Raw genomic sequence first — 20,503 nt, 5'->3', positions numbered from 1 at the left:
GGTTTTTTAACCCTTTGCGCACAGGTTGCGCTAAACGTGCTTTTAATAGTCAAAATATTCGAAAGACTTAGGCAAATCTCTGCGCTTTTTTTTGATCGGTTGCCGGCCTACTATATCTCTCATCAAGGCGATGTCGCCTTATTCAATCAAACATCATTAAGGACATGACCATGAAAATCATCAAAACTTTTGCTGCTGTTATTGCTCTCTCTGTTCTGCCATTTGCCAGCTTCGCGCAAAGCGTGACCGCTACCGCCTCTACGCTTGACGGTGCTGAAGCGCAAATCGCTGCTAAAGCGCAGGAACTTGGTGCTTCCTACAAAGTGACTGAAGCCAACTTCAACAACGGCGTTCACATGACCGCAGAACTGACCCAATAAGTTTGCCTTACCCTCTGTGCTGACAGGGTGCCTTCGGGCGCCCTGGCGGCGTTGCTAACGCCATAAAATCCTGTCCCTTTTCCGCATAAATGATTATTATTCGCAAAAACTAACATCCTTATCGGCTCGCCTCGGGCTGAATTTCTTATTGGTTGCAGTGTCGGGCTTTCATTTCACTGCCGCACGGCGGTGGTTTTGCTATGGAGAAGTTATGAAAGCGAATAAAACAATGCAGTGGGCGCTGCGTCCGCTACTGGTGGCCACGGCGTTGCTGTCCTGCAGCGCGCTGCAGGCGGCGGAAACGCAGCCGCTCAATCAGCCGATCGCCAAAGGCGCCTACGAACTGGCCTTCAGCAACAGCGACAACGCGCTGTTCCTCGCCACGGCGCAAAACGCCGGCAATCCGCAGGGCGGTACCGTGTACCGTCTCGATCCGCAGAATCTGGCGGTGAAGCAAACCATCAGCACTGAACTGAAGACCTTTGGTGCCGCCATCAATCAGCACACCAACGTGCTGTACTTTGGCAACACGGTCAACGGTGCGCTGACGGCAGTGGATGCCAGCAGCGGTAAGGTGATCAACACGCTGGTGCTGGATAGCCGCAAGCGCGGTGACACGGTTCGTCCGCTGCAGCCGCGTGAACTGGTCGCGGATGCGCTAACCAATCGCGTGTACATCACCGGTCTCGGAGCGCAAAGCGTGGTGTGGGTGGTGGATGGCAAAACGCTGCAGCTCATCAGCACTATCCCGAATACCGGCAAAATGGGCACCGGGCTGGCACTGGATGCCGCCGCGCAGAAACTGTATGTCACCAATGCCGATGGCGAGCTGGTCACCATCAATACCCGCCTGAACGCGATTGAAAAGCGCCAGAAAATTGACGGTGATAAAGAGCACTTTTTCCTGAATATTGCGCTGGATAGCAAAGGCCACCGCGCTTTCCTCAGCGATGCGAAGCAGCCGCAGGTGCTGGTGCTGGATACCCGGACACAGCAGGTGATTCAGCGTATTGAGGTACCGGAATCGCTGGCGGTGCTGTTCAATGCTGACCGTGACGAGCTGTATGTCACGCACCGTAAAGCCGGTGAGATCAGCATCATCGATGCCAGCAGCTATAAAGTGAAACGCACGGTGAAAGCGCCGGGCCTGCCGAACAGCCTGGCGCTCTCCGCCGATGGCAACACGCTGTTCGTCAGCATCAAGCAGCCGGGCTCACGCAGGGAACCGCCAAAAAACCCGGACAGCGTGTTACGCATCGCGCTGTAGGGCGTAATTATCCGAAACTCAGGGGCGACGTGTGTCGCCCTTTGCATTTCCGGCCTTGATCCCCCCTTTCCCGCCCGGCTTACGCTACCTTTAGGACGACAACACCTAAGGGGAGAGTGCAATGAGCCAGTTTTTTATGCATGAAAAAAACGATCTGGTGAACGAAGCGATCGAAGGCGTGTTACTCAGCACACCGTGGCACAATCTGACCCGTCTCGATCTGGGCGATGAGATTCGCGTGGTGGTGCGTTCGGACTGGGATAAAAGCAAAGTCGCACTGATTTCCGGCGGTGGCTCCGGCCATGAACCGGCGCACGCGGGCTTTGTCGGCAAAGGGATGCTGACCGCTGCGGTGTGCGGCGATATCTTCGCCTCGCCGAGCGTTGATGCGGTGCTGAACGCCATCGTTAACGTCACTGGTGAGGCGGGCTGTCTGCTGATTGTGAAGAACTACACCGGTGACCGCCTCAACTTTGGCCTCGCAGCGGAGAAGGCGAAAAATCTTGGTTACAAGGTGGAGCTGGTGATGGTGCAGGACGATATCGCGCTGCCGGAAAATCCGCAGCCGCGCGGCATTGCCGGCACCGTGCTGGTGCACAAAATCGCCGGCTACGCTGCGGAGCACGGCCAATCGCTCGACGAGGTTAAAGCGCTGGCGCAGCGCACCATCGACGCCACGTCCTCCATCGGCCTGGCGTTTGCCACCTGTCACATTCCGGGTGAAAAGCGCGACGATCGTGTGGCAGCCGGTCACAGCGAGCTGGGGATGGGCATTCACGGTGAGCCGGGCGTAATCACGCTGGACACGCAAAACAGCCGCAAAATTACCAGCATCATGACCGATCAGCTGGCGCAGGCGCTGCCCGACGGCAAACAGGCGCTGTTGATGATCAACAATCTCGGCGGCTTTTCCCAGCTGGAGCTGGCGCTGCTCACGCGCGAGGTACTGCAGTCGCCGCTGGCGGCACGCGTCACTCATTTAATTGGCCCGGCAACCCTGGTCAGCGCGCTGGATATGAAAGGGTTTTCGCTGACGCTGCTGGCGCTGGAAGAGGCGTTTTTCGAGGCGCTGCATGCGCCGGTGCAGGTGCTGGGCTGGACGCCGATGTACGACTTTGCGCCCATCAGCCTGCAGCGCGCTGAACGCATCGGCAGCGTGCTGGATTTCGATCCTTCTGATAACGCTGAAGTGGCGCAGGTGGTTGAGCGCGTGACGCAGACGCTGATCGATCTGGAGAGCGAGCTGAATGCGCTGGACGCCAAAGTCGGCGATGGCGATACTGGCTCGACCTTTGCCGCCGGCGCGAAGAAAATCCAGCGCGGCCTGCGTGAACAGCAGCTACCGCTGGATGAGTTGCCTACGCTGCTGGCGCTGGTAGGCGAACAGCTGGCGACGGTGATGGGCGGATCGAGCGGCGTGCTGATGTCGATTCTGTTTACTTCGGCCGGACAGCAGCTGGAGGAGGGCAGCACGCTGCCGCAGGCGCTGATGCACGGGCTGGAACGGATGAAGCACTACGGCGGCGCGCAGCCGGGACATCGCACCCTGGTGGATGCGCTACAGCCGGCACTGGAGGCGTTAGCGGCCGGAGAGTCGCTGGCTGCGGCGGCGGCCGCTGCGCAACAGGGTGCCGACGCGACGGCGCAGATGCAGAGTGCGAAGGCAGGTCGTTCGGCTTATCTCAATCAGCAGAGCCTGGATGGCGTGAAGGATCCGGGCGCGTACGCCATCGAGAGGGTGTTTGCGGTGCTGGCGGGCTGAGGATGGGGCGGATGGGTGCGGGGTTCGCCCTCACCCTAACCCTCTCCCGCGGGCGGGAGAGGGGACTGTCCGGAGTGATGTCGAAGTACAGTGCGGTTCTGCACCCGGCCCTCACCCTAATCCTCTCCCGCGGGCGGGAGAGGGAACTGTTCTGAGCGATGCCGGAGTACAGCGCGGTTCTGCACCCGGCCCTCACCCTAATCCTTTCCCGCGGGCGGGAGAGGGGACTGTCCGGAGCGATGTCGGCGTACAGCGCGCGCTCCTGCCCCTGAGCCTTTTCCGCTTACTCCGAGGCTTCGCGCAGCATCTCGTCGTGCGGAATATCCTGCAGAATCTGCTCGAAGCTGCGCAGACGTTTGTAGATCGACATCAGCGTAATCAGCGTGGACCACGAGGTGATCAGATACTGGAAGGAGGAGCGCACCTGGTCGAACACGTTGGTGATCTGGTTAAGCAGCCCCAGCGTGATGGTGCCCGCAACAATCGAAGGGAACAGCACGAACAGCCCGAACACATTGTCCACCTGCAGGTAGAGAATGCGCGTGATGTTGAAATAGAGGTAGTGGAAATAGAGGCGGAAATAGTTGTGACGCACGCGGCTGAACAGCTCCTGCACCGTGGGCGGTGCGGCGCGCTGCGGATCGTCCTCGCCGTACACCAGCTCTTTACGGTACGCGGCTTCCACCCGCTGATTGCGGAACTCCAGCCCCGGCAGTTTAATTCCCACCAGCGCCAGCAGCGCGGTACCAAACAGCGACCACAGCAGCGCGGCGATCACCAGCGCATAAGGGATATTGCCGAGAATCGGCACTTCCTTCACGTGGTGCGACAGCGTCACCAGCACCGGCAGAAACGCCACCAGCGTCATGATGGCCTGAATAAAGCTGATGCCCCAGTCCTGCAGCGTGCTGGCGAAGCGCATGGTGTCTTCCTGCACACGCTGTGCGGCCCCTTCCACCAGGCGCAGGCGCTGCCAGTTATGCATGTAGTAGTTGTTCATCGCGGTACGCCAGCGGAACACCCAGTGGCTGACGAAAAACGAGTTCATCACGCCGATCACCACCGCGATCAGCGCAATGCCGAGAAATGCCAGCACCTGCACATAGAACTGATTGATGCTCACCGAGCCAGCTTTGGTCAGCGCCTGCTGAATCATGTCGTAAAACGGACCATACCAGGCGTTAACGCCGACGCCTACCTGCACGCCAAACCAGGTGACAAAGATAATCAGTAACGATCCCCATACCGACCAGCGCTGCCACGGATGGTTGTCGATGATGCGCCACACCAGCGCAAAGGCGCCGCCCATGATCCAGTAGTAGGCATAAAACCACAGCTGGCTGGCGTGGATAAAGCGGCTGGCGTTGGTCGGCAGCGGCTGCTGCATCGCCGCCTGCAAAGCGGGAAAGCGCGCCGGAAAATCATTGAAAAAGCCAAACCAGGCAAAAATGGCAATCAGGCTCCAAATCGCGGCCGAGCTGAAAAACAGCGCCGGCCGCGGAAAATAGGACTTAAACATAGGCACTCCGCTGTTGTGTGTACTCTTTATACCGCTTCCGGCATTTATCTGTCTGTTGTCGGTTGTATCCGACGATGACAGCATCGCCGCATTTATGTAAAGCGGCAGAGTTAGTTGTTAAGTTTTTTGTGCTCATTTGTTTCGGGAAACTAAATTATTAACGGCGATGGTGTTACACTACTCTAACTGTTACCGGTAACAGTCTTGCTGTATCCCTTAAAACGCCAATAAAAATCATTACAACGCAACTACTTAACTTTCATGCCGCATTATATGCGGTAATGAGGCAATGTCATGTCAGAAGAAAAAAAGGGTCACACTCGCCGGGATTTCCTGCTGAGAACCATCACCCTGGCGCCGGCAATGGCGGTAGGCAGTACGGCGATGGGTGCACTGGTCGCGCCAATGGCCGCCGGTGCGGCAGCGTCGTCGGCAGCTGCGCCGCAGCAGGCGCGCGAGTATCAGCCGGTGTGGTTTACCGCCGAAGAGTTTGCCTTCATCAAAGCCGCCGTGGCGCGCCTGATCCCCAACGATGAACGTGGTCCTGGCGCGCTGGAAGCCGGCGTACCAGAGTTTATCGATCGCCAGATGAATACGCCGTATGCCACCGGCAGCAACTGGTATATGCAGGGACCGTTCAATCCGGATCTGCCAAAAGAGCTCGGCTATCAGCTGCCGCTGGTGCCGCAGCAGATCTACCGTCTCGGCCTGGCCGATGCCGATGGCTGGAGCAAACAGCAGCACGGCAAGGTATTTGCTGAGCTGACGCCCACGCAGCAGGACGCGCTGCTGAGCGCCTTCGAAAACGGCAGCGCGCAATTCCCGCAGGTGCCGGCCAAAATCTTCTTCGCCTTTCTGTTGCAAAACACCCGCGAGGGCTACTTCAGCGATCCGATCCACGGCGGCAATCAGGGCATGGTGGGCTGGAAGCTGATCGGCTTCCCAGGCGCACGCGCCGACTTTATGGATTGGGTAGAGCGCGGCGAACGTTATCCGTTCCCGTCAGTTGATATTCGCGGCGAGAGGGCGTAACCGTGGCAAATGCGTTAAAAAAAGTGGATGTGGCGATCGTCGGTTTCGGCTGGGCCGGGGCGATCATGGCGAAAGAGCTGACCGAGGCCGGTCTGCATGTGGTGGCGCTGGAGCGCGGGCCGCATCGCGATACCTATCCGGATGGATCCTATCCACAGTCGATTGATGAACTGACTTATAACATCCGCAAAAAGCTGTTCCAGGATCTGTCAAAAAGCACCGTAACTATCCGTCACGATGCCTCACAAACCGCCGTACCGTATCGTCAGCTGGCGGCATTCCTGCCGGGCACCGGCACCGGCGGCGCCGGCCTGCACTGGTCGGGCGTGCACTTCCGCGTCGACCCGGTCGAGCTGAATCTGCGCAGTCACTACGAGCAGCGTTACGGCAAAAACTTTATCCCGGAAGGCATGACCATTCAGGATTTCGGCGTCAGCTATGACGAGCTGGAACCGTTCTTCGATCAGGCGGAAAAAGTGTTCGGCACCTCCGGCAGCGCCTGGTCAATCAAGGGCAAAGTGGTGGGCAAAGAAAAAGGCGGCAACCCGTATGCGCCGGATCGCTCCAGCGACTTCCCGCTGCCCGCGCAGAAGCGCACCTGGTCGGCACAGCTGTTTGCCCAGGCGGCGGAGTCGGTGGGCTATCATCCTTACGATATGCCGTCGGCCAACACCTCCGGTCCTTACACCAATACTTACGGCGCGCAGATGGGGCCGTGCAACTTCTGCGGCTACTGCAGCGGCTACGCCTGCTACATGTACTCCAAAGCGTCGCCGAACGTTAACATTCTGCCCGCGCTGCGCCAGGAGCCGAAGTTTGAGCTGCGCAACAACGCGTATGTGCTGCGCGTCAATCTGACCGACGATAAAAAACGCGCGACCGGCGTCACCTATCTGGACGGTCAGGGACGTGAAGTGGAGCAGCCGGCGGATCTGGTGATCCTCTCCGCCTTCCAGTTCCACAACGTGCACCTGATGCTGCTGTCCGGCATCGGCAAGCCGTACAACCCTATCAGCAACGAGGGCGTGGTCGGCCGTAACTTTGCCTACCAGAACATCTCCACGCTGAAGGCGCTGTTTGATAAAAACACCACCACCAATCCGTTCATCGGTGCCGGTGGCGCCGGTGTGGCGGTGGATGATTACAACGCCGATAACTTTGACCATGGCCCGTACGGCTTTGTCGGCGGTTCACCGTTCTGGGTCAACCAGGCGGGCACTAAGCCGATTTCCGGCCTGCCGACGCCAACAGGCACGCCGAACTGGGGCAGCCAGTGGAAAGCGGCGGTGGCGGATACCTATAACCATCACGTGTCGATGGATGCGCACGGCGCGCACCAGTCGTATCGCGCTAACTACCTCGATCTCGATCCCAACTACAAAGATGCTTACGGCCAGCCGCTGCTGCGTATGACCTTTGACTGGCAGGACAACGACATCAAAATGGCGCAGTTCATGATCGGCAAGATGCGCAAAATCACTGAAGCGATGAATCCGAAGATGATCATTGGCGGCGCGAAAGGGCCGGGTGCCCATTTCGATGCCACCGTGTACCAGACCACGCACATGAGCGGCGGCGCCATCATGGGTGAAGATCCTAAAACCAGCGCGGTGAACCGCTATCTCCAGAGCTGGGATGTGCCTAACGTGTTTGTCGCCGGAGCTTCTGCCTTCCCGCAGGGACTGGGCTACAACCCGACCGGCATGGTGGCGGCGCTGAGCTACTGGTCCGCCAAAGCGATTCGTGAACAGTATCTGAAGAACCCCGGCCCGCTGGTACAGGCATAAGGAACATGGCGATGATCAAAAGTTTAACAGCCCTGTTGCTGGGCACCCTGTCATTCGCCGCGCTGGCGGAGGACACCGCCGCCGATGCGCTGGTGCAGCGCGGTGAGTATCTGGCGCGCGCCGGTGACTGCGTCGCTTGCCACAGCACCGCAGGCGGCAAACCGTTTGCCGGCGGCCTGCCGATGGCGACGCCGATTGGCACCATCTACTCCACCAATATCACGCCGGATAAGGCAACCGGCATTGGTGACTACAGCTATGACGACTTCCAGAAAGCGGTGCGTCATGGCGTGGCGAAAAACGGCGACACGCTCTATCCGGCGATGCCGTATCCGTCTTATGCGGTGGTCAGCGATGACGACATGAAGGCGCTGTATGCCTACTTCATGCACGGCGTGGCGCCGGTGGCGCAGGCTAACAAAGAGAGCGACATTCCGTGGCCGCTGTCGATGCGCTGGCCGCTGGCGATCTGGCGCGGCCTGTTTGCGCCAGATGTGAAGGCGTTCCAGCCGGCCGCGCAGGAAGATCCGGCGCTGGCACGCGGTCGCTATCTGGTGGAAGGATTGGGCCACTGCGGTGCCTGCCACACGCCGCGCAGCATCACTATGCAGGAGAAAGCGCTGAATAACGGTCAGGGCAACGATTACCTTGCCGGCAGCAGCGCGCCGATTGACGGCTGGACCGCCAGCAACCTGCGCGGTGACAACCGCGATGGCCTGGGGCGCTGGAGCGAAGCGGATCTGCAGCAGTTCCTGCGCTATGGCCGTAACGATCACACCGCGGCGTTTGGTGGCATGACCGAGGTAGTGCAGCACAGCCTGCAGTATCTCAGCGATGCGGATATCAGCGCGATTGCCCGTTACCTGAAATCGCTCGGCGCGAAAGATCCGTCTCAGGCGGTGTTCCGTGAGGATGACGCAGTGGCCCGTGCGCTGTGGAAAGGTGACGACAGCCAGCCGGGTGCCGGCGTGTATGTCGACAGCTGTGCGGCGTGTCATAAAACCGACGGCAGCGGCTATCAACGCTTCTATCCGGCACTGCGCGGGAATCCGGTGGTGATGGCAGAGGATCCGACGTCGCTGATTCACATCGTACTGGTTGGCGGCACGCTGCCGGGCGTGAAAGGCGCACCGACCGCGATCACTATGCCGGCGTTTGGCTGGCGTCTGAACGACAGCCAGGTGGCTGATGTGGTGAACTTTATCCGCAGCAGCTGGGGCAACGGCGTGCAGACCAAAGTCACGGCGAAACAGGTGGCGAAACTGCGCCAGGATGACAGCGTGCAGCCAAAACAGGGCAGCGCGGATATCCGGGTGCTGGAAAAGCAGTAAGCCTGTCTTAAGCATTTCCTTCAGGTCATGGCGCGGTTCATGGCCTGAAGGGTGCGAAAAATCCCACTAAAATTCATTATCTTAGATTTTCCTTTCAGACGTTTCTTGTAAGAGATTTCTCCCCCACGTTTAAAAATCCCTGCCGCTTATTAAGCGTTACTTTAACGATATTAACTCTGGCGAAAAGGATGACCATATGTCTGTAGGCTATTACGACCCGACCAAACCGGGGCAGGAGAACTACGTCAATTCACCTTATCAATACTGGAAAGGGGTGGTTGAAGATAAGAGCGTCAGCTATATCGAATTTGCCATTAACGGCCAGCTGTTTACTACGCAGGTAAACGCGGACGGCAGCTGGGAGTATCAGTTGCCGCTGCGGCTGGAAGAGGGGAGCCACAATCTCACCATCCGCTTTTTCGACCGGGCCGGCAACGCCGGGATTCCGTTCCAGACGCGGCTGGAAGTCGATCTCAGCCCGCCCGATATGCCGGCGATTATGCGCGTACTGGATGATCTCGGACCGGTGCAGGGCCCGGTTGGCAACAAAGGCTTCACCGATGATAAAACGCCAGCCATTTCCGGTTATGCCGAGCCGGACAGCATTGTCCGCCTGTACAGCAACGGCGTGCTGACTGGCAGCGTGCAGGCGGCGAAAAATGGTCAGTGGACCATCACGCCGGAACTGAGTAATGGTGAACAGCGCCTGTATGTCACCGCCACCGATAAATTCGGTCAGGTCAGTTTTGATTCCCCGGTCTATACGCTTTACGTCAATTCGCCGCGCATCGACAAGCCGCAGCTGCTGGAAGTGTTTGATAATGAAGGGGTGAACACCGGTGTGATCAAAGCCGGTAGCGAAAGCGACGATCGCAGCCCGCGCCTGAGCGGCAACGCGCCGCTGGACGCAGAAAACGTCATCATCTACGTCAACGGGGTACGCGTCGGCGTGGCACCGGTGATTGACGGGCAGTGGCGCTGGGAGAGCAACGTTGATCTGCTGGGCTACGGTGAAAACACCATTACTACCCGCGCGCAAAATAACCGTGGTGAGTTGAGCGATGCGAGCGAGCCGTTTACGTATACGGTGGTGCCCACCGCGCCGGTGAAGATTGAGTATGCGCTGGATAATTTTGGCCCGGCACAGGGCAAACTGGAAAACGGCGCGCTGACTGATGACTTCACCCCCACGCTCAAAGGCACGGCGGAAGCCAACAGTATCGTCTACGTGTATGCCACACGCGAAAACGGCAGCTGGTGGCTGAAAGGCAGCACCCAGGCGGATGCCTTTGGCCACTGGCAGGTGGAAATCGCCCGACTGGATGGCGGTGCCGGCCCGTATCACTTCCAGGCCAGTAACAGCCCGACGCGCGATCCCGCTGCGCCGCTGTTCGACCTGTATGTGTCAGATAACGGCACCCGCCTGAAGCCCACCATTGACGCGGCACACGATAATGTCGGGCCCGAGCAGGGCAAATTAATCAACGGCGCCACCACCGATGACATGGCACCGACGCTGCAGGGCAAAGCCGAAGCCAACAGCATGGTGTATATCCATGCGCGGCATATTGATGGCCACTGGGTGGTGTTAGGCAGCGTTAAGGCCGATGCCTGGGGCAACTGGATAACGGAAGTGCGCGCGCTGCGCGGGGGATACGGCACTTATGAGTTTCAGGCTGCCAAAACCCCCGATCGCGACACCAGCGCCGAGGTGTTCAGTCTCAACATGGTGCCGGAAAAACCCGGTATCGTTTCTGCCTGGGATAATTTTGGCGCGCAGACCGGCGTGCTGCATCAGGGCGATGTCACTGATGACCTGACGCCAACGCTGAAAGGCCATGCTGCAGCAAACAGCGTGGTTTATATCTATGCCCGTCACGTGAACGGGGTATGGGTGACGCTCGGCAGCGCCGTTGCGGATGCTCATGGTCACTGGCAAAGCGAAGTGCGCGCGTTACGCGGCGGCTTTGGCAAATATGAGTTCCAGGTCTCAGACAGCCCGGTGCGTGACGCCGCCGCCGACGTTTTCGACCTGACGATTATCTCCGGCAAGACGGAGATTATTTCTGCGTGGGATGACAGCGGACCAAAGCAGGGCCAGCTGAAAAGCGGTGATATCACCGATGATATGACGCCAACCCTGAAAGGCACGTCTGCACCCAATAAGGTGGTGTACATTTTCGGCTGCCATATTGAGGGCCACTGGGTATTAATGGACTCGGTCACAGCGGATGCTTCGGGTAACTGGAGCTACCAGTCTTACGATCGCTCGCCGTGGAAAGGACTGACGCAATTTCAGGTCAGTGATAGCGCCATTCGTGATGTGAATGCGCCAACCTTTCTGCTGGAGATCAATGTCGATCCGCCGAAGGTCGATCACAAGGGGCTAGTGTGGAATTTCAACGACGGTACCCAGCAGGGCTGGATCGCCAGCGGTCTGTATCACAAAAATGACAACATCGGGGTTAAGCGCTGGAGCGGAGGCAATTCCTCTTATGAGTTGGGTTCCATGACCAACGGTTCAAACACCAACGGGTTCAAAGGAGAAGTGGTTTATCGCTATATTCAGGTCGAAGCGGGTAAAACCTACCAGTTCGATTTTGATGGCTACCGTATTCCTGGCGGTAGCCTGAAACCAAAAATCGGTCTGGACGTTAATGGACAGAAAGTAATTCCTAATATGGGGCTGGATGCTGCCTGGAATCATTTCAGCGGACTGTATACCGCCAGCAAAACAGAGGTGGTTCGCGTGGCGGTAACCAATGAGGTTAATAACGGTAACGGCAACGATTTCGCTATCGATAACATCGGGGTTAAAGAAATCAGCCGGGTTCGTGGACAACCTGATCTGGTGAAAGACGCTAACGGTCATCCGCGCTATATCGATTTTAAAACCGGGGTCAGTTATACCATCGACGACAGTCTGAAAATGACGCTGATTAAAGGACCGAATATCGGCGGCGAGCAAAAAACGCTGAAGCATGGCGAAATCATTGTTGGCCGTGGCGGCCAGATGAAGCTGGATTTCGACGGCGTGGCGGAGAAAGTGGTGCTGAAATCGGATTATGTGCACAGCAAAGGCAATTACATCGATTTCTATGACACGCAAGGTAAATTGCTGCACAGCTATGAGCTGAAGGCGCATCCTGGCACCCTGCGAAGCGACATTGTCGAGTACCACGCCCCGGCCGGTAAGCTGATCGGATCAGCCGTGGTGCGCGTCAATCCGGCTGAAGTGGATTCGGTGAACAATCCGGGCGGCGTGCGCATCAGTGACGTTGAATGGGGCATGCATGATGATCATGTCGGTATCACCGCCTTTGATGTTCCTGCCGTCATCACCCTGGGCGATGAATTCGCCGTTTCCCTGAGCGATGTGCTGGCGCAGGGCAAGCAGGGCAGCACCATCGATATGACGGGTCACGGCAAAAACGTCCTGAGCGTAGCGGTTGACGATATCCTGCAGGTTGGAAGTCAGGATCTGTTCGTGAAAGACGGCAAAACCCAGCTGCTGATCAAAGGCGATGCGCAGGACGTGGTAAAACTGGATGACATCCTCGGCGACGGCGGTGACGTGGGCGATTGGGTGAAACAGCAGGGCAGCACCACGGTGGCTGGCGTGAAGTATCAGGTTTACAGCCACAGCGGTGTCGATGCCGACGTGCTGATCCAGGAAGGGGTGAAAACCGAACTGGTGTAAATCTGGCGGGGGCGGAAACGCCCTCAGAGGTTTGCACCAGGACGTAGCGGCGCGATTTATCGCGCGATGAATCGTGCCGCTCCAAAGGGTGCGCATTGCCGGGCTGAACCGGCCGCCGCCCACCTTGCGCCCGTCCGGTTTAAATGTTCTCCAGATCCAGCCCCCGCGTCTTCGGCCCGTAAATCCCGACCGACAGCATCACCATCAGCATGCTCAGCACGATAAACACGATCACGCCCTGACTGCCGGCATACTGCAGAATCAGGCCAATCAGAATACTGCTGAAAGCGGTCGACAGCCGGCTGAACGAATAGCAGAAGCCGACGGCGCGCGCACGAATGTGCGTCGGGAAGATCTCGGTCTGATAGGCGTGATAGCTGAAGGTCAGCCAGGCGTTGCTGTAGGTGATCAGGAAACCGCACACCACCATCAGCAGAGGATTGCTGGTCAGCGCGAACAGCGTGCCGAACACCACCGTCATCAGCGATGAAAAAACGATCTGCCATTTGTTTTCCAGCCGGTCGGCGTAGCGGCTGCAGATCAGCGAGCCGAGCGGATAGGCCAGCGTGATGAAAAAGGCGTACAGCAGGCTGTGGGTAACGGTGGCCCCCTTGCCAGACAGCAGCGCCGGCAGCCAGTTACCGAAGCCGAAGAAGCCAATTGCCTGGAAGAAGTTCATCACCACCAGCATCAGCGTACGCTGGCGATAAGCCGGTGCCCAGATTTCGCTAAAGCGCCCTTTTTTCGGCAGCTGTGCCGCCGCATCACGCTGAGAGAAATCGTCTCCCGGCGCGATGCCGCAGCGTTTTTCCATCTCGCTCAGCACCCGGTGCGCGTCCTGATGCCGCCCCTGCTGCGCCAGCCAGCGCGCCGACTCCGGCAGATTTTTCCGGATAAACCAGATCACCAGCGAGCACAGCGCACCGGCGATCACGACCCAGCGCCAGCCTTCGAGGCCGAGCAGGGTTTGCGGTACCAGCCACCAGGACATCAGCGCCACCGTCGGCACCGACAGGAACTGAATGAAAAAAGAGAAGGCAAACGCGCGGCTGCGCAGATGGGCCGGCACCCACTCCGACAGATAGGTATCGATGGTCACCAGCTCGACGCCCAGACCGATACCGACCAGGAAGCGGCACAGAATAATCATCTCCGCGCTGTGCTGGAACGCCATCAGCAGTGAGAACGCACCGTACCACGCCAGCGCGCACATAAAGGTCAGGCGACGGCCGAAGCGGTCGGCATAGGGCGTCAGCAGGCTGGCACCGACAAACAGGCCGAGAAAGGTCGCCGAGGCGAACGCCGCCTGATCGGCGATACCAAACACGCCAGCGGTGCCGGTGTGGAACACGCCTGCGGCGACCAGCCCGGCGCTGATGTAGCCGGTTTCAAACAGATCGTACAGCTCGAAGAAGCCGCCGAGCGCCAGCAGCGTAATAAAGCGCCACAGCCCGGCGGAAGAGGGCAGAGCGTCGATGCGCCCGGCCAGCGTCTGGCGTTCGGTCGCGATGCGATCGGTCGCCACCCCTGTCGAATAGGTGGTTGTCATTATGATTGTTACCTCGGTGTTTGCAGGATCCGCCCGGTGGTGGTTTCTCAGAAATCATTAACCGTTAGCAAGCGAAGAAATAGCAGAATAATCAATTCGTCCGGGGTTGCCGAGAGGCGCAGCGGTGACATTTTGGCAACGTGCGTTGCAGTTCACAGAAAGCGGTACGCCGTCCATGGCGCCAGGTCAGGGCAGATGCGGATAAACGCCCGGACCGATGGGCAGGCCCAGCAGATACCACACCAGCAGCAGCGCGATCCACGTCACAAAGAACACCAGCGGATACGGGAAGATCAGCACATAGTAGGTGCCGAGCTGCGCGTCTTTTTGATAGCGCTGCAGGAAACCGAGGAACAGCGGCAGAAACGGCGACATCGGCGCCAGCGGCAGCACGGCGGAATCGGCGATGCGGAAAATCATCTGGGCAAACGCCGGGTGAAAGCCGAGCAGCATAAACATCGGCACAAACACCGGCGCGAGGATCGACCAGATCGCCGAGCCGCTGGCGATAAACATGCACAGAAACGCCGAGAGGAACATCAGGCCGAGAAAGGCCGGCGCACCGCTGATGCCGGCGCTCTCCAGCATATCGGTCAGGCCGATGGCCATAAACTTGCCCATGTTGCTCCAGTTGAAGAACGCCACGAACTGCGACAGCGGAAACACCATGACGATAAAACCGGCCATGCTCTTCATCGGATCCACCAGCAGTCGGGGGATGTCGTCAGCGCGGCGAATCTGCTGCGTCACCGCGCCATAGGCAATCGCCACCACAAAGAAGAACAGGATGATGATCGGCACGATGCCCTGAATAAACGGCGAAGGGATAATGCCGCCGGTTTTCGGGTTGCGCAGCGGCGCATGCTCCGGCACCACCAGCAGTGCCATCACGCCGATGAACACCAGTGCGGCGAGACCGGCCGCCTTCAGGCCGCGATTCTCCTGCGCCGTCAGCGGTGGCAGGCGATCGTGGTGGCCGCTGTTCCAGACGGGCAGGCGCGGTTCGACAAATTTATCGGTCAGCAGCGCGCCGGCCACGGTCAGTACGATGACTGAGCTGGCCATAAAGAACCAGTTATCGATCACGCTGACGTGGACCGTGTCGCTGACCGCTTTGGCGGCCTCTGTACTGATGCCGGAGAGCAGTACGTCGGTGGTGACGATCAGCAGATTCGCGGTAAAACCCGACGCGACGCCGGCAATCGCCGCCAGCAGACCCGCCACCGGATGACGCCCGACGGCAAGGAAGATCAGCGCGCCGAGCGGCGGCATCACCACCAGTGCGGCGTCGGAAGAGATATGGCTGAAGAACGCGATAAACAGCACCATATAGCTGGCGTAGCGACGGCTGACGCGTGACGCCATCTTCACCATCAGCGACTGCAGCAGGCCGACTTTTTCCGCCAGCCCGGCCCCGATCACCAGCGCCAGAATGGAGCCCAGTGGGGTGAAACCGCTGAAGTTTTTGATGATGTTGGGCAGGATCCATTGAATGCCCGCCACGCTCAGCAGGTTATTGACCCGCACCAGTTCGCCATTGGCCGGATTTTTAACAGCTACATCAAGGCTGCTGAGAAGCGCGGTGGCGATCATCAGCACCACGATCAGGTAGACAAACAGTAAGAACGGGTTGGGCACTTTGTTGCCGACCCGCTCAATCCAGCTGAACAGCTTGCCGGGGCTGCGATTTTCGGTCATCACTTCCATCGGTAGATCCTCGTCATGTTGTATTTGCATGCCCGGAAGGGCTGTTATTTTTTATTTTTTTATTTACTGCTTCCGCATGTGTTGCGGAGTGACCTTTCACACCAGCCTGTAGCGGCGCAATTTATTGCGCGTCTTGTTAAACCCGCGCGATTAATCGCGCCGCTACGGGCCAGTGCGCTTCGCTTTATAATGTCGATGGCTGCACGCCGGCCGGAATTGGGCACACGTACGGCTGCTCACGGCGCACGCGGTCAAACTCTTCACGACAACGCGCCAGCGCGGCATCATCGTGCAACAGCGTCAGCGCGGTGGCGGCCAGCACTTTGGCGGCAAGGCACATCCCTCTGTGGGCAATCGGCGTGCGGCCCTGTGCCACCAGCTGCCAGGTGTGCAGCGGCGTGCCGAAGGCAAAGCAGGGGGCAAAACACTGCGCCGTCGGCGTTACCCAGCTCACATCCCCAACGTCGGTTGAGCCGTACAGCAGCTCGCGCGTGACCGCATACGGCGCTACCTCATCCATCAGCACTTTATCCCCCAGCGCCTCAGCCCAGGCGATACCCGCTTCGCCGCCGGTGCGCGCCGCATTCAGTCGCGCGTTACGCAGATCGTCTTTGCTCAGCGTGGCGCGGATCTCTGCAGCAAATGCCTGTTCCTGCTCGCTGTAGAGCGGCAGACCGAAATGGTGCAAATTACGTTCCATCACCGCTTCCAGCGCGCGGTTGGGCACATAGTTGGAGCAGGCTTTATCAAAACGTACCGTCATCTGCGTATCGGTCATCAGCGCCGCGCCTTTGGCGATGTTGATCACGCGCTGGTAGATATCCTGGGCCTGGTCGAGCTGCGGCGCGCGAATCAGGTACAGCACTTCGGCATCGGCCTGCACCACGTTGGGCGATACGCCGCCGGTTTGGGTGACCGCATAGTGCAGGCGCGCCTCCTGCACGATGTGCTCGCGCAGGAAATTTGCGCCGGTATTCATCAGCGTCACCGCGTCCAGCGCGCTGCGCCCGAGATGCGGCGAGTTAGCGGCATGCGCTGCCACGCCTTTGAAGTGAAACGCCGCCTGAATATTGGCGAGGGTGCTGAGGTTGAACATGCCGCTGAAGCCTTCCGGGTGCCAGGTCACGGCAGCATCGACATCATCAAACAGCCCCTCGCGCACCATAAAGGTTTTACCCGAGCCGCCCTCCTCGCCAGGGCAGCCGTAAAAGCGCAGCGTGCCGCGTCCGCCCTGTTCTGCCCACCAGGCTTTGATGGCGAAAGCGGCGGCCAGGCCGGCGGTACCGAGCAGGTTGTGGCCGCAGCCGTGACCATTGCCGTTTTCCACCAGCGGCTCAGGCGTGGCGCAGCCCGCCTGCTGGCTCAGGCCGGCCAACGCATCAAACTCGCCGAGGATGGCGATCACCGGCTGGCCGTGGCCGATTGAGGCGATAAACGCGGTGTCGAGACCGCCAACGCCGCGCTCGACCTCAAACCCCTCCTGGGCCAGCGCATCGGCCAGCAGCGCAGACGATTGCGTCTCTTCGAAACGGGTTTCCGGCACGTCCCAGATCGCATCGCTGAGGGCACTGAAGCGCGCCTGATGCTGGTCGATGTAGCGATCGATAAAGTCGTGTGCGCTCATCGGGCACCGCCGAATTGCGTCTGATTAAGCGCCAGCGTAGCCAGCATCTGCACGGCAGTGGCCATCACCGCTTCATCAAAGTCGAACCGCGCATTGTGATGGCCCGCCGCCAGCTCGCAGCCGAAGATGACGTAAGACGCCTGGCCGCCGCGCTGCTGCACGCGCTCCATCATATAGGTGGCATCTTCGGAACCGGCCGCCTGCTGTTTGCTGTCTATCACCGAACTGAACAGACCCAGCGCTTCGGCCTGCTGATGGATAAAACTGACCCACGCCGGGCTCGGCGTGCAGCTGCGTGCACCGCCCATCAGCGTGACCTCGTGCTCAACGCCGTACATCGCCGCGGCACCGGCAATCACGCGCAGCGCCTGCTGATAGATATCGTCATTAACCTGATTACTCGCGCCGCGCGTTTCCACCTTCATCAGCGCAACATCCGGCACTACGTTGCGTCCGCTGCCGGCCTGTAAGACACCAACGTTAACGCGCGCCACGCCGCCGCTGTGCTGCGGCAGAGTGTGCAGCGCCAGCGTAGCCTGCGCCGCCGCCAGCAGTGCGTTGCGTCCCTCTTCCGGTTTGCCACCGGCATGCGCGCCGACCCCGGTAAAACGCACGTCCAGTTTGGTCGTGGCGAGAAAGCTGTCGCTGCCGCAGACGATCTCGCCCGGCGGCACGCCGGTTCCAAGGTGAATGGCGGTGAACAGATCGACATCATCAAGCACGCCCGCGGCCACCATGGCTTTGGCACCGCGTACGCCTTCTTCCGCCGGCTGAAAAATGAGTTTTATGCGACCGCTCAGCTGGTGCTTCATCGCCATCAGCACGCCCGCCAGCGCCAGACCTATGGTGGTGTGACCGTCGTGGCCGCAGGCGTGCATCATGCCGGGATTACACGAGGCGAAGCCTTCGCGCGTCGGCAGGTGATCGGCGGCGGCGCTTTCCGTCTGGTCGAGCGCGTCCATATCAACACGAAAGCCCATCACCGGACCGGGACGGCCGGTGTCCAGCGTTGCCACCACGCCGCAGAAACCGCCGGAGAAGTGGGGCAGCCACTGTGGCAGCGCGCCCTGCTGCAGCGCACGCGCTTCCTGCTGCGCCAGCACTTCAGCAGACGGCAGACCCATGCGCGCATCGGCATCAATCACCTCACGGCCCAGCTGCAGCTGATAACCAAGACGATGCAGCTCTTCCGCCACCAGCGTGGCGGTGCGGAACTCCAGCCAGCCGGATTCAGCATACTGGTGCAGGTCGCGGCGCCATGTCTGCATCTGCGGTATCCGCGCGTTGACGAGGTCGGAAAGGGTGTTCATCGGCTGTTCCTTAGTGTTGGTTTTTTATGCATTCAACCGAATCTACACAATGGTATTAAGGCGCATAAGATGCGAATATCTTGTGACCGATAGACAACGGTTATCACCTAATCATGGCGGCCAATCTCAAACTTCATCAGCTGCGCGCCTTTGTTGACGTGGCCCGCCAGGGCAGTATTCGCGCTGCCAGCCGGCTGTCGGGCCTGTCACAGCCGGCGTTAACCAAAGCGATTCAGGAACTGGAGCTGGCGCTCGGCGCGCGCCTGTTCGAGCGTCGTCAGCAGGGCGTGATGCTGACCGATGTCGGTGAAACCTTTTTTCGTCATGCCTGTCTGGTGCTGGAGGAACTGCGCGTGGCGCAGGAGGATATCCAGCAGCGGCTCGGTCTGGCCGGTGGCAAAGTGAATATTGGGGTGGGCGGCAGCATTGCGCGTACCGTGATGCCGCAGGTGATAACCCAGTTTCATCGTGAATATCCACTGGTGAAAGTGCGTATCGTTGAGGGCCAGCTGGTGTCGATGGTGCATGAACTGCGTCAGGGCGCGCTGGATTTCACCATCAATACCTACGACCGGCATCACTTCGATCAGGAGCTAATTTTCGAGCGGCTGATGCAGCGCGAGTATCAGGTGGTGATGCGTAAAGGGCATCCGATGGCGCATGCGCGCTCGCTGGCCGAGTTGCAGCACTGCGACTGGACTATGCCGACACCGCAGGGCAGTTATTACCGACTGCTGCATGACCTGTTCGGTGAGCGCGGCATGGCACCCAAAATCGCGGTGACCTGCGAGACCTTTATGGCCTGCACCAGCCTGGTGGCGAAGAGTGATTTTGTCAGCATCATTTCGCGCGACGTGATTGAAGACCCTACGCACGGCGGGCAGCTGATCGCGCTGGATCTCGACGATCCGCTGCCGAAAGCCACCTTTTATCTGATTCAGCGTAAAGACACCGCGCTGACGCCGATGAGCGCTTACATGGCGCAGCTGTTTCGCCGCTACTGCCAGCCGTGACGGGCGAAAAACTGCATCGTCTACACTTTAGGTGTACGACACGCGTTTACGCACTCTCAACGGAGGTTACGATGCAGGTGAGTCCTTATTTATTTCTCTACGGTCGCTGTGAAGAAGCGATTGCCTTCTATCTGGAAGCCACCGGCGGCGAAATTCTGCAAAAAATGACGTTTGGCGATATGCCGGAGCAGGGCGAACAAGTGGGCGATCAGTCGGTGCCGCCGCTGCCGCCGGAAAAGATTATGCATGCGCATCTGCGCATTGGTCAGGGCGAGCTAATGCTGAGTGATGGCAATACCGCCCAGCCACCGGCGTCCGAACATGCCGGTTATGCGGTGAGCCTGGCCACGCCAGATGAAGCGGAGGGTAAAGCCTGGTTTGATAAGCTCTCTGCGGGCGGCAAAGTGACCACTGAATGGCAGAAAACTTTCTGGTCGAACGGCTTCGGGATGTTTATCGATAAGTTCGGCATCCCATGGCGCATCAACGTGGTGAAGCCACAGGCGTAACAGACTGGCGTGG

14 protein-coding genes are annotated in these 20,503 nt (G+C 59.2%); 9 read left to right on the top strand and 5 right to left on the bottom strand.

Annotation, left to right across the window (positions count from 1 at the left end):
* The first annotated feature begins 170 nt into the window (after positions 1–170).
* From E7738_RS12090 to E7738_RS12080, 3 genes are all read left to right on the top strand, one after another.
* On the top strand, positions 171–380 hold the full coding sequence (locus tag E7738_RS12090) for a YdgH/BhsA/McbA family protein (RefSeq protein ID WP_394515676.1): 210 nt from the start codon (positions 171–173) through the stop codon (positions 378–380).
* 211 nt (positions 381–591) lie between these two features.
* Positions 592–1,647: a 7-bladed beta-propeller protein YncE gene (locus E7738_RS12085; protein ID WP_394515675.1), complete on the top strand. Its 1,056-nt coding sequence runs from the start codon at positions 592–594 to the stop codon at positions 1,645–1,647.
* Between the two features lie 121 nt (positions 1,648–1,768).
* Positions 1,769–3,409, top strand: a complete 1,641-nt coding sequence (locus tag E7738_RS12080; protein ID WP_021507811.1) for a dihydroxyacetone kinase subunit DhaK — start codon at positions 1,769–1,771, stop codon at positions 3,407–3,409.
* A gap of 283 nt (positions 3,410–3,692) precedes the next feature.
* Here the strand turns inward: E7738_RS12080 and sbmA are convergent, their stop codons facing one another.
* Positions 3,693–4,928 carry a peptide antibiotic transporter SbmA gene (gene sbmA, locus E7738_RS12075; protein ID WP_021507809.1) on the bottom strand — a complete coding sequence of 412 codons (1,236 nt, stop codon included), beginning with the start codon at positions 4,926–4,928 and terminating at the stop codon, positions 3,693–3,695.
* Positions 4,929–5,222: 294 nt separating this feature from the next.
* Between sbmA and E7738_RS12070 the strand changes: the two genes are divergently transcribed.
* From E7738_RS12070 to E7738_RS12055, 4 genes are all read left to right on the top strand, one after another.
* Positions 5,223–5,960, top strand: a complete 738-nt coding sequence (locus E7738_RS12070) for a gluconate 2-dehydrogenase subunit 3 family protein (protein ID WP_394515674.1) — start codon at positions 5,223–5,225, stop codon at positions 5,958–5,960.
* Positions 5,961–5,962: 2 nt separating this feature from the next.
* Positions 5,963–7,747 carry a GMC family oxidoreductase gene (locus E7738_RS12065; RefSeq protein ID WP_394515673.1) on the top strand — a complete coding sequence of 595 codons (1,785 nt, stop codon included), beginning with the start codon at positions 5,963–5,965 and terminating at the stop codon, positions 7,745–7,747.
* A gap of 11 nt (positions 7,748–7,758) precedes the next feature.
* Complete coding sequence (locus E7738_RS12060) at positions 7,759–9,078, top strand: c-type cytochrome (RefSeq protein WP_394515672.1); 1,320 nt, start codon at positions 7,759–7,761, stop codon at positions 9,076–9,078.
* Positions 9,079–9,274: 196 nt separating this feature from the next.
* Positions 9,275–12,778, top strand: coding sequence for an Ig-like domain-containing protein (locus tag E7738_RS12055; protein ID WP_394515671.1), 3,504 nt, complete (start codon positions 9,275–9,277; stop codon positions 12,776–12,778).
* A gap of 139 nt (positions 12,779–12,917) precedes the next feature.
* On the opposite strand, the gene E7738_RS12050 is transcribed toward E7738_RS12055, so the two are convergent.
* The 4 genes from E7738_RS12050 to E7738_RS12035 form a co-directional block, all read right to left on the bottom strand.
* A complete protein-coding gene (locus E7738_RS12050; protein ID WP_058774914.1) occupies positions 12,918–14,327 on the bottom strand; it encodes an MFS transporter in 1,410 nt (469 codons plus the stop codon).
* A 186-nt stretch (positions 14,328–14,513) separates the two neighbouring features.
* On the bottom strand, positions 14,514–16,034 hold the full coding sequence (abgT, locus tag E7738_RS12045; protein WP_058759275.1) for a p-aminobenzoyl-glutamate transporter: 1,521 nt from the start codon (positions 16,032–16,034) through the stop codon (positions 14,514–14,516).
* Positions 16,035–16,218: 184 nt separating this feature from the next.
* Positions 16,219–17,658 (bottom strand): M20 family metallopeptidase, encoded by a 1,440-nt coding sequence (locus tag E7738_RS12040; RefSeq protein ID WP_394515670.1) that lies wholly within the window; start codon positions 17,656–17,658, stop codon positions 16,219–16,221.
* The gene (locus E7738_RS12035) at positions 17,655–18,968 is read right to left on the bottom strand and encodes an amidohydrolase (RefSeq protein ID WP_059011921.1); all 1,314 of its coding nucleotides are present in this window, start codon (positions 18,966–18,968) and stop codon (positions 17,655–17,657) included. The genes E7738_RS12040 and E7738_RS12035 overlap by 4 nt, the downstream gene beginning before the upstream one ends.
* Before the next feature lie 113 nt (positions 18,969–19,081).
* Here E7738_RS12035 and E7738_RS12030 point away from each other — a divergent pair, with 113 nt between their 5' ends.
* Together E7738_RS12030 and yjdN are read left to right on the top strand one after the other, a co-directional pair.
* The gene (locus E7738_RS12030) at positions 19,082–19,981 is read left to right on the top strand and encodes a LysR family transcriptional regulator (RefSeq protein WP_058770043.1); all 900 of its coding nucleotides are present in this window, start codon (positions 19,082–19,084) and stop codon (positions 19,979–19,981) included.
* 71 nt (positions 19,982–20,052) lie between these two features.
* Complete coding sequence (yjdN, locus tag E7738_RS12025) at positions 20,053–20,490, top strand: VOC family metalloprotein YjdN (RefSeq protein WP_394515669.1); 438 nt, start codon at positions 20,053–20,055, stop codon at positions 20,488–20,490.
* The last annotated feature ends 13 nt before the right edge of the window (positions 20,491–20,503 follow it).

It is taken from the genome of Pantoea sp. SGAir0430 (assembly GCF_043549295.1).
Note: the sequence above shows the minus strand (reverse complement) of the source record. Positions and strands in the feature narration are given on the sequence as shown.

Excerpts from the sequence above, each read along its gene's own strand:
- E7738_RS12090 (WP_394515676.1), top strand. The coding sequence starts at position 171 with ATGAAAATCATCAAAACTTTTGCTGCTGTTATTGCTCTCTCTGTTCTG.
- E7738_RS12085 (WP_394515675.1), top strand. The coding sequence starts at position 592 with ATGAAAGCGAATAAAACAATGCAGTGGGCGCTGCGTCCGCTACTGGTG.
- E7738_RS12080 (WP_021507811.1), top strand. The coding sequence starts at position 1,769 with ATGAGCCAGTTTTTTATGCATGAAAAAAACGATCTGGTGAACGAAGCG.
- sbmA (WP_021507809.1), bottom strand. The coding sequence starts at position 4,928 with ATGTTTAAGTCCTATTTTCCGCGGCCGGCGCTGTTTTTCAGCTCGGCC.
- E7738_RS12070 (WP_394515674.1), top strand. The coding sequence starts at position 5,223 with ATGTCAGAAGAAAAAAAGGGTCACACTCGCCGGGATTTCCTGCTGAGA.
- E7738_RS12060 (WP_394515672.1), top strand. The coding sequence starts at position 7,759 with ATGATCAAAAGTTTAACAGCCCTGTTGCTGGGCACCCTGTCATTCGCC.
- E7738_RS12055 (WP_394515671.1), top strand. The coding sequence starts at position 9,275 with ATGTCTGTAGGCTATTACGACCCGACCAAACCGGGGCAGGAGAACTAC.
- E7738_RS12050 (WP_058774914.1), bottom strand. The coding sequence starts at position 14,327 with ATGACAACCACCTATTCGACAGGGGTGGCGACCGATCGCATCGCGACC.
- abgT (WP_058759275.1), bottom strand. The coding sequence starts at position 16,034 with ATGGAAGTGATGACCGAAAATCGCAGCCCCGGCAAGCTGTTCAGCTGG.
- E7738_RS12040 (WP_394515670.1), bottom strand. The coding sequence starts at position 17,658 with ATGAGCGCACACGACTTTATCGATCGCTACATCGACCAGCATCAGGCG.
- E7738_RS12035 (WP_059011921.1), bottom strand. The coding sequence starts at position 18,968 with ATGAACACCCTTTCCGACCTCGTCAACGCGCGGATACCGCAGATGCAG.
- E7738_RS12030 (WP_058770043.1), top strand. The coding sequence starts at position 19,082 with ATGGCGGCCAATCTCAAACTTCATCAGCTGCGCGCCTTTGTTGACGTG.
- yjdN (WP_394515669.1), top strand. The coding sequence starts at position 20,053 with ATGCAGGTGAGTCCTTATTTATTTCTCTACGGTCGCTGTGAAGAAGCG.